Source organism: Stenotrophomonas sp. RG-453, assembly GCF_033843685.1.
GTDB classification, from domain to species: Bacteria; Pseudomonadota; Gammaproteobacteria; order Xanthomonadales; family Xanthomonadaceae; genus Stenotrophomonas; species Stenotrophomonas bentonitica_A.
Window position 1 is genome coordinate 197,497 of sequence record NZ_JAMYED010000003.1, and the last position, 14,545, is coordinate 212,041.

Annotated in this window: 15 protein-coding genes; 3 read left to right on the plus strand and 12 right to left on the minus strand. The window is 64.8% G+C overall.

The window, feature by feature from the left end; translation table 11 throughout:
• Nucleotides 1-21: 21 nt before the first annotated feature.
• Nucleotides 22-420 (plus strand): Cd(II)/Pb(II)-responsive transcriptional regulator, encoded by a 399-nt coding sequence (gene cadR / locus NJD74_RS06480; protein WP_003098965.1) that lies wholly within the window; start codon nt 22-24, stop codon nt 418-420.
• 454 nt (nt 421-874) lie between these two features.
• On the opposite strand, the gene NJD74_RS06485 is transcribed toward cadR, so the two are convergent.
• Nucleotides 875-1,078 carry a hypothetical protein gene (locus tag NJD74_RS06485; protein WP_023657334.1) on the minus strand — a complete coding sequence of 68 codons (204 nt, stop codon included), beginning with the start codon at nt 1,076-1,078 and terminating at the stop codon, nt 875-877.
• A gap of 417 nt (nt 1,079-1,495) precedes the next feature.
• Here NJD74_RS06485 and NJD74_RS06490 point away from each other — a divergent pair, with 417 nt between their 5' ends.
• Nucleotides 1,496-2,131: a cation transporter gene (locus NJD74_RS06490; protein ID WP_003098972.1), complete on the plus strand. Its 636-nt coding sequence runs from the start codon at nt 1,496-1,498 to the stop codon at nt 2,129-2,131.
• A gap of 723 nt (nt 2,132-2,854) precedes the next feature.
• Here the strand turns inward: NJD74_RS06490 and NJD74_RS06495 are convergent.
• The 11 genes from NJD74_RS06495 to NJD74_RS06545 all read right to left on the minus strand — a co-directional run bounded on the left by NJD74_RS06495 (nt 2,855) and on the right by NJD74_RS06545 (nt 13,165).
• A complete protein-coding gene (locus NJD74_RS06495; protein WP_003116834.1) occupies nt 2,855-4,885 on the minus strand; it encodes a DNA topoisomerase III in 2,031 nt (676 codons plus the stop codon).
• 283 nt (nt 4,886-5,168) lie between these two features.
• Entirely contained in the window at nt 5,169-5,609 is a 441-nt protein-coding gene (locus NJD74_RS06500; protein ID WP_003098976.1) for a single-stranded DNA-binding protein, read from the minus strand.
• Nucleotides 5,610-5,682: 73 nt separating this feature from the next.
• Nucleotides 5,683-6,210 carry a DUF3158 family protein gene (locus NJD74_RS06505; protein WP_003098978.1) on the minus strand — a complete coding sequence of 176 codons (528 nt, stop codon included), beginning with the start codon at nt 6,208-6,210 and terminating at the stop codon, nt 5,683-5,685.
• Nucleotides 6,207-6,998, minus strand: a complete 792-nt coding sequence (locus NJD74_RS06510) for a PFL_4669 family integrating conjugative element protein (protein WP_003116836.1) — start codon at nt 6,996-6,998, stop codon at nt 6,207-6,209. Before NJD74_RS06510 ends, NJD74_RS06505 begins: the two co-directional genes overlap by 4 nt.
• A 429-nt stretch (nt 6,999-7,427) precedes the next feature.
• Nucleotides 7,428-8,666 carry an STY4528 family pathogenicity island replication protein gene (locus NJD74_RS06515; protein ID WP_003116837.1) on the minus strand — a complete coding sequence of 413 codons (1,239 nt, stop codon included), beginning with the start codon at nt 8,664-8,666 and terminating at the stop codon, nt 7,428-7,430.
• A gap of 3 nt (nt 8,667-8,669) precedes the next feature.
• Nucleotides 8,670-9,230, minus strand: coding sequence for a DUF2857 domain-containing protein (locus NJD74_RS06520; protein ID WP_003090097.1), 561 nt, complete (start codon nt 9,228-9,230; stop codon nt 8,670-8,672).
• Between the two features lie 14 nt (nt 9,231-9,244).
• Nucleotides 9,245-10,924, minus strand: a complete 1,680-nt coding sequence (locus tag NJD74_RS06525) for a ParB family protein (protein WP_004350508.1) — start codon at nt 10,922-10,924, stop codon at nt 9,245-9,247.
• Nucleotides 10,917-11,186 (minus strand): hypothetical protein, encoded by a 270-nt coding sequence (locus NJD74_RS06530; protein WP_003050422.1) that lies wholly within the window; start codon nt 11,184-11,186, stop codon nt 10,917-10,919. The genes NJD74_RS06525 and NJD74_RS06530 overlap by 8 nt, the downstream gene beginning before the upstream one ends.
• Nucleotides 11,170-12,045 (minus strand): ParA family protein, encoded by an 876-nt coding sequence (locus NJD74_RS06535; protein ID WP_003098988.1) that lies wholly within the window; start codon nt 12,043-12,045, stop codon nt 11,170-11,172. The genes NJD74_RS06530 and NJD74_RS06535 overlap by 17 nt, the downstream gene beginning before the upstream one ends.
• Before the next feature lie 42 nt (nt 12,046-12,087).
• Nucleotides 12,088-12,300 carry an AlpA family transcriptional regulator gene (locus NJD74_RS06540; protein ID WP_003090093.1) on the minus strand — a complete coding sequence of 71 codons (213 nt, stop codon included), beginning with the start codon at nt 12,298-12,300 and terminating at the stop codon, nt 12,088-12,090.
• 118 nt (nt 12,301-12,418) lie between these two features.
• Nucleotides 12,419-13,165: a hypothetical protein gene (locus NJD74_RS06545; RefSeq protein ID WP_003098991.1), complete on the minus strand. Its 747-nt coding sequence runs from the start codon at nt 13,163-13,165 to the stop codon at nt 12,419-12,421.
• A 450-nt stretch (nt 13,166-13,615) separates the two neighbouring features.
• Here NJD74_RS06545 and NJD74_RS06550 point away from each other — a divergent pair, with 450 nt between their 5' ends.
• Nucleotides 13,616-14,116 carry a DUF305 domain-containing protein gene (locus NJD74_RS06550; protein ID WP_003098996.1) on the plus strand — a complete coding sequence of 167 codons (501 nt, stop codon included), beginning with the start codon at nt 13,616-13,618 and terminating at the stop codon, nt 14,114-14,116.
• The last annotated feature ends 429 nt before the right edge of the window (nt 14,117-14,545 follow it).

Sequence of the window (14,545 nt, forward strand, 5' to 3'; positions counted from 1 at the left end):
AGTTTTTTATAGGAAGCAACCATGATGCGGATCGGTGAACTGGGCAAGAAGGCAGATTGCTTGGTGCAGACCGTGCGCTTTTACGAGTCAGAAGGCTTGCTGCCCGAGCCTGCACGTAGCGAGGGCAACTTCAGGCTCTATGACGAAGTCCATTTGCAGCGCTTGCTGTTCATCCGCCGCTGCCGGGCGAAGGACATGACGCTGGATGAGATCCGTCAACTGCTGAACTTACGGGATCGGCCAGAGTTGGGCTGCGGCGAGGTGAACGCGCTGGTCGACGCTCATATCGCGCAAGTGCGGACCAAGATGAAGGAATTGCGCGCCTTGGAGCGCGAGTTAATGGATCTGCGACGCTCCTGCGATAGCGCCCGAACCTCGCGCGAGTGCGGCATTCTCAACAGCTTGGCCGAGCCCGCCTGAAGCTCGAGCGTGTCATCGGTGCTGGAAGTGATCGGGTCCAGTTCTGAGAGCCACGTGCCGCGCTCCATCATGCGAAAGCGCGCGATTCTGACGTTTTGAGACGGCGTGCGACCGAGGGCGTGGCCCACAGGAGCCAGCGCGAGCCGGACGACCTGCGCGCCGCAATCTCCGCCACCTTACGGGTTCTCCAGGCCAGACCGAGCATCGCGGCGTGGCTGCGCAGGTGCAGGTGCAGGCCAAGGTAGCAGTGCGCCACGACGCGGCCCGACTCATGGGCACGCCACGCAACTCGCGATCGCTTCGCAAGAAGCCGCAAGGCCCGACTCGCGCAAGAATGCGACGTGGGCAAGATCGTATAGCCAGCAGCGCAAGCGTTTGCCGCTGCTGGCCGGCTCCGGAAGGGATAGACAAGCTGCGGGCCGTAGTCCATTGGAAAGTCCATCTTTCTTGAGTGTCACTCTTTGGCGCCCAGCGTGTGCTTTTGCGACCGGAAAGCGCTGAACAAGTGGCCCCCGGGCATCCAGAAATCGCCGTAGTTGACTTGGGCGTCTTCGTGCTCACGCTTGTGATGCCAGCGATGGGCTTCAGCCACCCCGATCAACAATCCCAACGGCCCGACCCGGTATCCCAGATTGGAGTGCTGGAAGGCCAGATGCACGACCAAGAAGCCGAGCCATGCGCCGACGGCCAACCACAGCTTGGAACGCCGCTACTGGCTCAACGGGGAGTGGAAAGGCCGCCCGCCCTCTAGCAAGGCGGCACAAGCGAGCGCGACGATCACTGTGAGTAGCTCCGTCGGAAAAGACGGCCGGCCGGTCGCGAGCTCGCCGAAGAGCACAACCGCAGTGGCGCCACGGATCAGTGGATAGCAGCCATACCGGATGACAGTCGCAATGAAGGGGGCGCATTGGTGCTCATCTGTTCTGTCCTAAAGCTCTGACTGGATTGGAAAACCTTCTAGCTACGGTAGAGTCAAGGGCGTCCGGGAAGACCCTGTGGCAAGTTCGTTGCATCTGCGCCTTGACTCTCCAGCCGCTACAGGCTTCAGCATCCATCGATTTGGAAGGAACAATGCATGGCTGAAAACCACAGAAATCACGAAAACGACGAGTTGGGCCGCCTAGATGCGAGCGATGCGAAGGACCGAAAGATTCTTCTGACTGTGTTGCTGATCAACCTGACGCAGTCCGCCGCCGGCATTGCCCTTGGCATCTGGGCTGGCTCTACGGCGCTGATGGGCGCCGGGTTGGACAACCTCGCCGATGCGTCGGTCTATGCGGTTAGCCTGTATGCCGTCGGTCGTGCGGCAACGGTCAAGGTGGGCGCGGCCCGCTTGTCGGGTTTCTTGCTAATCGGCCTGGCCGCGCTGCTGCTGTTGGAAGTCCTACGCCGCTTCGCTGGAGGGGAAGAGCCTGTCGGCCCAGCCATGATGGCCATGGCCGCGCTGAACGCGGCTTTGAACCTAGTGTGCCTCAGACTACTGCGCCGCCATCGCGGGGAAGATGTGAACTTCAAGGCGTCAGCGATCTTTACCAGCAACGACTCCATCGTCAATGGTGCGATTGTGCTGTCCGGGGTGCTGGTGATGGGGTTCGGGTCGAACATCCCGGATCTGGTGCTGGGCGTCATCGTGGCCGCAATCGCAGCGAATGGGGGGCGGGAAATCCTGCGCGAAGCATCGGAAACAGCTCGCCGTAAGGCGGGCACATAAGGCATGTTTTCGCCCAGTTCATCCCGAGGTTTACCTCTGCAAAAGAGGTAGTCCAGCCTTTGGGCTACGGCCTCGGCTGCAGCCGAGCGTACCATTGGCGATGGCCGCGCGATAGGCGGGCATGCCGTTCTCGACCTCCGTCTGCCGTACAGCAGCGGTGCGCAAGGTTGAGGGTGCATGTCGTCTCTCCTGTTCGTGTGGCCCAGGCCAATGGCCGGGCCGGGACGTTGATGGGCAGGAGAATGGCGCCGAAGGCCCAACGGCCTTCGGCTCGGGAGAAAAGAGGAACCACCCGTGGGCTGATTGGCAGGCCCGGTCGTCGCTAGAACCGTCTGCTCATCAAGCAATCACACCCGGCCCATGTCGTGGCTGGGGCCGGCATCGTCTGGCGCACATCCGCGCACAAAGGGAGCCCGTTTTTGCACCGGCGGGCACCGGCACCGATTACCGCTGACCACGAAGGGTCTCCCGGTGGCTCGTGCAGCCTGGCAAGCCACCGGGAGACCCTTCGCAGAGGGCGGAAGAAACGCAGATCAACAGAACGCGCGTGGTGCGGCTCGCAGAGAAGCTACCTTCAGGTCCCGCGGCCGGGGACGGCTGGGCGGGACGCGCACACGGATCAAGAAGGCGTTGCGCGCTGGGCGTCCCGCAGGGCATGCGGCGGAGTGCGGGACAGGGGCCACGCCGCCGAAGGCGGGCACGGCTCACGGGGAACGGGGGCGGTCAGGAGCCTTTGCGGCCGCTACGGCGCGGGCGCGAGGCGCCGCGCTTGGAGCTGCCGGATTCGACTGGCAGCGTGCCTTTGCAGTCCGGGTAGCGGCTGCACGACCAGAACGGGCCGCTCTTGCCGCTGCGCTGGCGCGTGGGTGCGCCGCACTGCGGGCATGCCGGCCCTTGGGGAACCTTGATGGACAGGGAGGCGCTGCCGTACTGCGCAATCAACTGCGAAATCCACGCGGCCTGCTTGCCGATGAACACGTCCAGGGTGAGCTGTCCGGCCTCGATCATGTCGAGCGCCTGTTCCCAGACGGCGGTGGTGCCAGGGTCGGCAATCGCCGCAGGCACGGCATCGATCAAAGTGAAAGCCGCATCCGAGGCGCGGATGGCGCGCCCCTTCTTCACGAGGTAGCCGCGAGCGATCAGGCCGCCGATGATGTTGGCCCGCGTCGCTTCGGTGCCGATGCCAACCGTATCCTTGAGCTTCTGCTTCAGGCGGGGATCGGACACCAGCTTGGCGACGCCTTTCATGGACTTGACCAACTCGCCTTGCGTGTACGGTTTGGGCGGCAGCGTCTTGAGTGCCTTGAGATCGACGTCGGCCACCTGGCATGCCAGGCCCTCATACAGTTTCGGCAGCGCGGGCAGCACCTGGGCGCGGACCGCAGTATCGCCCTCGCCATCACCGTCTTCGGCCTGCGGCTCGGCGAGCACCTGGCGCCAACCCGGGATGACAACCTGCTTGCCCGTGGCCGCCAGGTTCTGCCCCCCGCACGAAAACTTGGCCACAGTGCGGTCGAACTCGTGGTGAGGGAGGAACTGCGCCAGGTAATGCGACCGGATGAGCCTGTACACGGCCAGTTCCTTCTCGCTCATGGCGGAGAGCTTCGCCGGTTCGAGCGTCGGGATGATGCCGTGGTGCGCCGTGACCTTGCCATCGTTCCAGGCGCGCGAGCGCTGCGAGCGGTCGAGCTGGCCCATGATCGAGCGCAGCGAGGGATCGGTCTTGAGCAGGCTGTCGAGAACGGTGGGCACTTCGGCAAACATGCTCTCGGGCAGGTAGCCGGAGTCCGAGCGGGGGTACGTCGTGGCCTTGTGCGTCTCGTACAGGGCTTGGGCAATCTCCAAGGTTTCCTGCACGTCCAGCCCAAGCTGCTTGGAACACACTTCCTGCAAGGTGCCCAGGTCGAACGGCAGCGGCGGGCCTTCGCGGACACGCTCAGTCTCCACCGACACGACGTGGGCACTGCCCGCAGCGCGGATCTGCTGCATGGTCTGCTGTGCGACCGGCTGCCGCAGGCAGCGGCCTGCGTCGTCGGTGCACGCATCGGGTGGAACCCATTGCGCGGCGAAAGTCGAACCGCCTGCGAACAGGGACACGGCGATGGCCCAGTATGGTACGGACACGAAGCGCGCGATCTCGCGGTCGCGGTCCACAACGAGCTTGAGCGTCGGGGTCTGTACGCGGCCGACCGACAGCACGCCGTCGTAACCCGCCTGTCGCCCCAGCACCGTGAACAGCCGGCTCAGGTTCATGCCCACGAGCCAATCCGCACGGGAGCGCGCCAGCGCCGAGTGGTACATCGAAAGCGTCTCGGCCGAAGGCCGCAGCTTGCCCAGTGCCGCCCGAATGGACGCATCGTTGAGCGCCGACAGCCACAGGCGTTCGATGGGGCCGCGGTAGCCGCAAAGCTCCACGATCTCGCGGGCGATCAATTCGCCCTCGCGGTCGGCATCGGTGGCGATAACCAGGTGAGTCGCCTTCGCCAAGAGCGCCTTGACGACCTTGAATTGCGTGGCGGTCTTCGGTTTGACCTCGACCCGCCAGTGCTGGGGAATGATGGGCAACTGCTCAACGGACCATCGTTTGAGCTGCTCGTCGTAGGCCTCGGGCGGCGCCGCCTCCACGAGATGGCCGATGCACCAGGTGACCGTGACGCCGGAACCGTTGAGGCAGCCTTCACCGCGCTGCGTGGCGCCGAGAATCCGGCCAATGTCTTTGCCCTGGGAGGGCTTCTCGCACAAGAACAGCCGCATATCCGTCCATCCCGATTCCTGTTGTTCATGGAGTTGCTGGGATCGAGGATGCCGAGCGCAGCCCCTGGCAGCAGCAAACAAGCCGCATGCGGCAGCGACCGCTTTCACGCCGATGAAATGGCGAGTGCGGGGAAGGTGCGTGGCCGGAAGTGTGCGGGCCGAGAGCCGCGATTTCCGGGAGCGCGCGTGGAACTCGGTGGACGTTGGTGGAGCTATCCCCTGGGGATAATTCGCAGCGCATGGAGGGCGGCGAAGCACTGCGGCAGCCGCCCTCCATGCCCGATCACTTCCTGCGCTTGGTCTCTTTCGGCGCCGTCGATTCCTGGGTGGCCTGGGGCTTCGGCTCTGCCTCCTGTGGCTTCGGGCTGAGGGCCACAGACTCGATGCGGTACGGCAGGATGCCGACACTGCGCGCGTTGACCTGCCAAGTCTCACGCGGCTGATCTTCGTTGTCCGTCCAGGGGTCGCGCTCCATGCGGCCGACGACCAGCACCCGCATGCCCTTCTGGTAGAGCTGCTGCCAGCGGTCGGCGTCGTGGTGCCAGAGTTCCACCGGCGCCCAGAAGCCGCCGCGGTCCTCGAACTCGCCGCCCTTGGTGGGGACGGGGTTGTCGAAGTACACGTTCAGCCGGAGCAACCGGCGAGGATCGTCGTTGCCATTGGGGAATTCGCGGTACTCGGGAGGCGATCCGATGTTGCCCTCGCCGATGAATTGTGTGCTCATGTTGGAATCTCCGTGGTGGTTGAAATACCCGTGCCTCGTTGGGCTCGGGCGCGTGCTCGGATGGCAGGCGCAATCACCGATCGCGCACTGCGGCAGGAACGGACGCGAGCCGGCGCAGGTAGGTGTTGTCCGCCTGCGCGGCCTTGCTGGCGCATTCCTGTGCTTGCCTGCCCAGGGTGTGCAGCAGGCTGATCTGCATGTTCAGCATGACGCGCTGCAGTTCGATCTCGTGCAGGTCGTGCAGCAGGTTGACCGGCGTGCTGGGGCTCGCCATCAGCTCCTGCCACAACGCCACGCCCATGGCCGATCGATCGTGCTTGCGCCAGCGAAGAAAGGTCGTGCCTGCGCCAGTGGTCTGCTGGGCCAGCTCGACGGGAAGCAGGTGGAAGGGATGCCCGCACGCCTGTGGCAGCACCTGTCGCTGCGCCAGGGCAATCAACTCGTCGCGCATGGCGAAGCACTGGCTGGCCCAGGCCTCGAAGTCCCCTTTACCTTTAAAAGGCTTTAAAAGGCCTTTTAGAGAGGCCGCGTGTTCCAGCCGCATGAAGGCTGGCTGTTCCAGACGACGGAAGTAGCGCGGTTCGCGGTTCGGGTCGCTCATGCCGGTTCGTCCTCGCCGGCGGCTGTGGACTTGGCCTCGGCCGAATCGGCGGCAGCGCCTTCGTCGGTGGGAGATGCGGCTGCGGCAGCGCTATCACCACGCTGTTGCAGACCACGGCGCACGACGGGCGGCGCAAACTTCGAGCGGCGCATGCCTTCGAGCACGTCCTGCGGCAGTTCGCCGAACTTCTCCAATGCTGCCCGAGCTGCGGCGTTCTTGGCCGCGAAGTCGTCGCGGGTGCAGCCCGAGTAGCGGTATTGCTGGGCCAGGCTGAACAGGCTGCGCAGCGCGTGGGCACCTTCGTTGAGCCAGCGCTCCAACGTCGAGCGATCGATCAGCGCGGTGTGGTGGGCGAGGATCAGCTTGCGGGCGATGTCGTCGTAGTCGGCCAGCAGATAGACGGCGGCAAAGCCGAGCTGCGCGTTCACGAACAAGGGGAGCTTCACCGGCTGCACGTTGAGGTTCTCACCCAGGCTCAACGCCGCAGGCACGCCGGCCAGTGCCTGGTCAACCTGCTCGCGCAGCGATTGCAACGTGGTCCTGGTCTGGTCGAGCTTTTCCTCGATGCGCAACATCCACCAGTCGCTGTACGGGTCGTCCTGCTCCGAGCCGCGCTTCATCTTGTTCATCACGGCGATGTAGCCGTTCAGGCCGACGATGCCGGGTCGCCCCTCGGCGGCGGCGCGGCCATGCCAGATGCGCGAGGCGTGGTGGGTGTGCAGCGTCAGCGACATCGCGCTGCGCAGGGAGCCGAGGTTGAGTTGCAATGGTTCGTTGCTGGTTGCCATGGTGATCGCTCGCTGGTGGACAGGGAGCCGCCAGCATCCGCATGCAGCGGAAGGCAGTCAGTCAACAAACCGAAATGAGCCGACCCCCGGTTCTGTGCGCGCTGGCGGCGCAGCGCGCAACGGTCCCCTGGGGACCGCTCCGCAGATGGGCACTCACATCGGCGTTCCCGTCCTCGGTTGTTGACGGTATGCGTGCTGCACCGCACGTCGCGCTGCCGTTCGACACGATCCTTCGCCGCGCAGCCGTCCCCAGGGGACCGTTCCGTTGAGCGCCATGGAGGTCTGCTTCATGGTCTTGCATGCGCTCTACTCAGGTTTTGCGCAGCATGTCGCGCCGTCGCCCGGCGCTTCACCGCACAGCCGTCCCCAGGGGACCGTTTCTGCCGACCGCCATGGAGATCTACTTCACGGCTTTGACAAGCCCTGTGCTCAGGATTTGCGCAGCAGATCGCGCAGGCGCTCGATGTGCTGCCGGGCCACCTCGGGCGGCACGACGTTGCGCGGCGGCTCGGTTGGTGGCGCTCGCGCCGCCGATGGTGTTGGCGGTGCCGGGCCGGTCTGCTTGGCCCAGGCATTGAACTCGCCGCGCATGGCGCGCTGGATGATGCCGAACAGATAACCGGCGGGGTTGCGGATGCCATGCTTGCCGCACCGTGCGGCCCATTCGTCCAGCACGGCCTGCCGCAGGGCAGCGTCCACCTGCTGCAACGCCATCTTGGCTCCGGCCTGCTGTTCCGCCTTCAGTTCCGCGAAGCGCTTGGGCCATTGCAGGTCGCCCAGCGCACGCGCCTGCGCGGTAGTACGTACTTCATCAATACGACTACTACGTACTGTACGGTCCTGCTTCGAATTCCGAAGAGCGCCGTCTGGCGCGGGTTTCGGCCCTGCTTCGGATTCCGAAGATGGGCGATCGCCATTCCGAAGAAGGCTCGCGGGCCCTTCTTCGGAATCGTGGACCGCATCCTCCTGTGGATAACTTTCGGAGGCGGTGATGCCCTGGTCGGCCAGGCGCTCGGCGAGCACTTGCAGCCGCGACGGCAAGGTGCGTCCGGACAGCATCGGGTCGTCCGCGATCTCCTGGAGGGTGTTGAGTCCCACCACCTGGACGGCCTTGGCCGAATGCCCCAGCGACTGGCTGACCAGGGCCAGGTAGTCGGCGTCGAGTTGCATCGCCTCGAACGGCGTCAGCGGTTCGTCGTGCAGGACGTAGAGGTTGCCGAGGATGCGACCGGTCTTGGGGTCGCGCCGTCGTCGCACGAGGCTCAGCCAGCGCGTCAGGCGCAGCAGCGTCAGCGCCCGCGCCACGGTCTCATGGGAGGCCTGGCCTGCGCAGGGCATCGACGCCAGCCAGGGGCGCAACTGCTCATAGGTGGGAAATGCCGTGACGCCATCGTCGTTGAGCATCAATCGGAACACCTGCCAGGCGTTGCGCTCCAGCGGTGTCAGGCGGCGGTCGAGGAACAGCCGCCGCGGCACGCTCTCGTGCCGATTGCCACTGAACAGGAAGGCGTCGCCGGACGTAGGAGGCGTGGGCGTTGGAGCAGGCAGGGACGCGGGAGCGCCAGAGCTGGACTTGGGCGCGAGGTCCTTCAGCGCAGCGTCGAACAGGTCGGCGAGTGCGATGGGGCCAGGGCGCTGGGCTCGTGGGGCGGTGTCGTCCACGGCCATGGCCTAGCCCAATCCCTGATCGACCCAGTTCCTGATCGCGGCCCAGACCACCGAGAGCGGCAGCGACATGCCCTCGGCCAGGTCCATGGCCGCATCGAGAATCGAGGTCTCGTCCTCCAGATCGACGTTCCTGCTGCTGGTCACGGCTTTCCATTGCCGCCACAGTTCGGTGTCCTGGGTCTCGTCCAGGACGGGGTGGCGCCCCTTGCGCTTGGGCAGGCCGAGGATCTCCCGCCGCAGGGCGACTTCCTGATGGGTCAGGCCATAGAAGCGGCTGACCATCTCCGTGCTGGCCCCCAGCCGCAGCATGCGATCGACCGTGGCGATTTCCTTCTCCACGTCCTGTGCCTGGTTGAGCAGGCGCTGCAGCACTTCGCGGTTGACCGTGACCGAGCACCACGAGACGCTGGCGTTGGCCAGCACGCTGATCAGCGCGGGGTGCTTGAGCGCATCCAGCTCGGCCTCGCCGAAGCCCATGGCCTTGCAGCGGCGCAGTTGGCCGTTGCGAAGGTCATACAGCGCCTGGGCAATCACGGCCTGGTTGAGCGGATGCGATGTGGACATGCGGCCTCCCTCGCTCACGTCCCGGGCGCCGTGGTGCCGGCTTCCAGGTCCAGCAGACGCCGGGCGAGGCGCAGCAGCCGAAAGAGCTTGACCAACGCCGTGTCGCTCAAGCGCCTTGCGCCGCTGCCATGGCCTTGGCTCTGGCCGTGCAACAGGGTCGGCAGGTCGGCGGCGAGCTGCGCGCCGTCCAGGCCCGCTTCGGCGACGGGCTGACCCGTCAGGGAAGTGAGCAGCGTCAGCACCGCGCGGCCGAGCGGCGACGGGGCTTGGCCGCGGGCGCGGCACGCAAACCCGATGCCATCGGCGCGATCCTCGATGCACTCGTCCAGGCCTGCCTCCCCGGCGATCTCGCGCGCGAACTGCGCGATGTGGATGCGCAGCCGATCGGGCGTGTCCAGGCCGGCGTCGATGTACCAGACGTCGGAGATCGGATAGAGTCCGCCGGCTTGCACCGGGATGGACTGCAGCACGCTCGCCGAGAAGTCGGGCGGCAGCGCATCGCCCAACTGGTCGGCGACCATGCGCTGGATCGATTGGAGCCGTTCTGTCGTCGGTGCTGGCGAGACGATGTGCTCGCGAAGCAGATCGCCCGGTGCGGCCGGCTGGCTTCCCGTGGCCGCTTCGCCAACCGCCGTGTCGTCGTGGCGCAAGGTGGGCTCGGACGCCGGAGGGCTGGCGGGTGGAGGACCGGCCGCCGCTGCAGGCGTGGCGATGGACGATGCTGCGCCCGGCGGAGTCGGCGTGCCGGCGGTGGGCGAAGGCAACGCCGGCTGCGCCGCAGGTGGCGTCGGGTCACTGACCAGCGCCCGGTGGCGGCTTTCCGATTCGGTCAGGTCCAGCGCCAGCACGTCGTAGCCGATGCCCAGCAGCTCGGACATCTGGCCGATCAGCTCGTCTTGCACGCGCTGCGGCGCGAACTCGTCGCCCTGCGTGTCGAACTGCGCCAGCACCTCCTGAAAGAAACTGTCGAAGTCCAGCGGCAGCGAACGGTCCTTGGCGTAGTGCTCCCAGGTGCGTTTGCAGGCCGTGCGCATGACCGACAGCCGCTCGACCTGGTGGCGCCCCAGGCCGCCATAGAGCACAGTGGGAATGGCGGGCAGCAGGTAGCGCACCGCGTCGGCCATGCGGGTGATGTGCGACCGCTGGACGGGGAAGCCATCGGCCGCCAGGCGGCGGGCCAGTTCCGACTGGCTCAGGGCGGCGCCGCTCTCCTGCTCGTAGAACTCCCGTGCTTTCTCGACGCCGAGCGCGCGCTCGATGAACGTGAGGCCGCCGCGCAGTTCGTTCTCGGCAAGATGCCCGGTCAGCGCGACGATTTCACCGCGCTCCGGCCATGGTCGGAACAGGCACGATATGCGGAAGAAGCGTTCTTCCTTGGTCTCCGACCAGAGTTCGCGCAGGATCGCCAGTCGCGTGTTGCCGCCGTTGCGGATGATGTAGTGGTCCTCGCCGGGCCTGCGCGTGATGGCCGGCGCCGCGTCCAGGCCGCGCTCGCGGATGGATGCCTTGATTTCCTCGTAAGCCGGGTTGCGCTTCATGCGCGGGTCATGGTCGTAGGGCCGCAACTGGTCCAGCGTCACGACCATGGGCGTGTCCGCGATCGGGTCGCTCAAGGCCGTAGCCGCTGGGCCGCTGCGCTCGAAGCCGGCCGCGAGCAGCTTGCCTGCCATGTCCTGCGAGGTCATGTCAGCCATGGCCGCACCCCTCGCAGTCCCCACGACCGCCGGCCGGCGCCATGCGGGCCTCTCGCTCGGCGCGGCGGATCTGCGCACGGGCGTTCAATTCGGCCCGGTGGTCACTCGCTGTCGAACTCGTGTAGATCGCCGCGCAGCCGGCCTTGGTGAACTTGAGGTGCCCGCCCGGCGTGCGCTTGACGTGCCAGCCCTCACCGACCGCGAACTCGATCAGGGCGCGCAGCCGCTTGTGGCCGCGGGCCAGCTCATGTGCGTTCGCCATGGGGCCTCCCAGGATCAAGAGGTCGCTGCGGGCGGCCGGATACTTGAGCCAGTCGGTCCTGCCATTGCGGGAACAACTCGCTGGCGAGCGCGCGCATCGTGTCGAGCGCGGCAGGGGCGACTCTGCCGGGCGGCTGGCGGTGCTCGACCCGATGCACCGGCAGGCCGCGCGTTGCGGCACGTGGATACGCTTCTATGGCCGGCACGTCGGTGGCGAGCACGCGGATGCCGGCGCTGTCCTGGAACAGGTCGCGCAAGGCCTGCTGGATCAGCCGTGCGTTGGCGGACACCGGGTGGACGCGGTTGATGAGCAAGTGCAGCGGCGGCGGTTCGATGCCCAGGTGCCGGTACGGCGCAATGTCTTCGAGCAACTGCATGGTGCCGCGCCGCAGCTCGCGTGCCGCGAGGATCTCCGGCGTGACGGGCGACAGCGCGAGATCGGAGGCGAGCACCGCCATCTCCAGCAGCACGGAACGCGCGCCCTGGGTGTCGATCAGCACCAGGTCGTAGAGGGGAGCAAGTGCTGGCAGCAGATGCCGCAACCGCAGGCGGCCATCCGGCGCATGCAGCAACAACGTGTTCAGCTCGCCCCGGTGGTCGTCGGACAGCACCAGGTCCAGGCCCGCGATGATCGTGCGGGACACGAGCTGGCCAAGGTCGCGCTCGTTGAAGGCCAACAGCTCATAGATGCCGCCCGGCGCGCGCTGGGTCAGTTCGTAGTAGGAGGACAAGGTGGGCTGCACGTCGAGATCGAGCAGCAGCACGCGCAGGCCCGCGTCCGCGGCGAGCCCGCCCAGGTTGGCGGCCGTCGTGGTCTTGCCGACGCCGCCCTTCGTTGAAATGATGGACACGACCTGCATGGCGCTCTCCGGCTGGGAATGGGAAGTCCGCGGGAGAGCGGGTCAGGTCCGGTGGTTGAGGCGCTCGGCGATCCACTGGTCGATTTCGATCGAATCCCAGCCGACAGCGCGCACGCCCAGGCGCAGCGCCTGAGGGAACTGGCGCTTCTTCATCAGGTTGTAGATGTGGGCGCGTTTGAAGCCGGACTTCGCTTCGACTTCATCGAGCCGCAGGATGCGGCGCTCGTTCGGCGGGAGTACAGGGGTCTGCGACATGGCGGTCACTCCTGAACGCTCGGTGGCGTTTGTTGGCGTGACCTCTATTCAATAGACCTGGCTGCGGAAAGACATTGCAAATGCAATCTCCGCGATTGCACATACAAGCTGGATAACCTCATGCGCTTGCGCTACGAACGTACCTCTTAGCGTTGGCGAACTTTCCGTTTAAGGTGCGCTCAGTGATGCCCATGGTGCCGCCGTAGTGGGCGACCAATGCAGAGACAAGGGCCTCCTGCGTTTTGAAGCTGGAATAGGGCACGCCTGAAGGCGACTGGCTCAGCATCAGCGTCAACATCCCTCCAATGATGTTGAGATAGGTCGTTTCCGCCCGTTCGCTGATCTCGCATTGCTTGGATGCCAACAGCACCGAGGATTGCTTGAGTAGCGTGTCGTGCTGCTCCTGCAGTTCTCGCATCTCACGTCGGGCTTGTTCAAGCGCGGCCTGAAGGGCCAGCCGCTCCACGAGGATCGCCTGTCCTGTTTCCATGGTGATGAAAGGATGCGCCATGCGTTCGCCACGGCTGAACAGAAATCCTGGCCGGTGCTCGGGATAGTGGGTGCGCATCCAGCGTTTTAGATCGACATGGCGAACAGTCAGATCCAGAGAATTGAGCAGGTTCGGATCATTGAGCGTGATCCCGTTCTTGCCGTAGGGCAGCTCTCCGTTGAGGATGCCGTCATAGATACGTTCCGAGTGCAGCCGGCACTCATTCCATCGAGGGCAGTTCAGCGACCGAGGCAGGACACGCGGTGACGCGATCGTGGCCAGGATCATCGGGAGATACCGCAGCAACCCAGCCCATCGGATGGCCGCCTCGATGGGACGATAGAACACCTTTGATGTTGAAATGTCCTTGTGCATGTCTTCGTCTCCTTTCGGGTGCGCTACATCACCGGCTCCTTTCTTGCCCAAGGGCTGTTGTGTCGTTATGGCCTGCGACGGACGCTTGAGGCGATGCCCTAAGCGAAGGCGGAGGAGGCCATTGGCGTCCGCCGCAGGTGGCCTTGTCTTGCTTGATATGCAAGAATCGATCAGTTGCCGGCCCATCGAGCGATGAGGACGCAAGCTCGATATTGGCGCTCACGGTACCAGCGTCATAGGTGGCGCAAAGCCCATCAAGACCGATTTGGTATGGTCTGATATCCAGACGGTTCAAGACCAGCGAGTTGAAGCGTTCGACGCCCCTACGTCCAGTTGGGGACTGGAAATCAGCGGTTAGTGATGCATCGCTCCACATGCTGATATATCGACAAAGTATCTGCCGCAGTACCAGTGACCCTGCCAGGTTGCCCCAGCACATAGGAGACGGAGATGGCTGAACATTCCCATGAACATCAACATCACACATCCGGTCAGATGGGTAAGCACGGCCGACCATACGCCAAGTTCTGGGTGAACATGGTGTTGGGCCTCGTCGTCATGTACTTCGTAATGTTCAGCATGATCGACGGCGCCAGGGACTTCAGAAACAATCTCAACATGCTCTACATGGCGGTCACTATGTGGGCGCCAATGGGCATCTTCATGCTAGCGACAATGCCCGGCATGTTTCCAAACCGGCGGCTCAATCTCGTGCTGTACGGCTTGTTTGCCGTTCTCACACTCGGTTCTTTTGCCGCTACCCGTGCTCAAACCGGAATCGGCGATCGACAGTTCATCGCGTCTATGGTCCCGCACCATTCGGGAGCGATCCTCATGTGCCGCGAGGCGCAGCTCTCAGATCCGGAACTCGTCAACCTATGCCAAGCGATTTCCGATGGCCAGCGCGCGGAGATCGAGCAGATGAACCGGATTGCTGCACGCCTTCGTTGAGGCTGGCTGCCACTACACTGGCGCCGCGTTGCGCTCCGGCGAAGTTAGCCGCAGCGATGTAAAGATGAGTACTTGCGGTGTTCCGATGCCGGCGGTTGTGTCCTACAGCCGTCCAGGTGCCAGGTAGTCCACGCGACACCACCCCGCGCTGCCTGCGGAGCGAGCGCAAGTCATGATCGTCGCAAGTTGGAGTTCGATAGCGAACCCGCTCAGCAGCTGGACGCATCAGGCGTAACGACGGGTGGATGGATCATCCTTGGACGCTGGTGGAAGTGGTTGGATGAACTTTGTTGCCGAGGGCGAAAAACAAGGCTATAATTGAGTTCTTCGCTGATCACCACAGTGGAGAAAGTGATTGGGAAACAGAGACTTAGCGCTCTAGTGCATGACTCGTTTCCCGCTCCAGATACTGTTTCCATCGCAATCCGT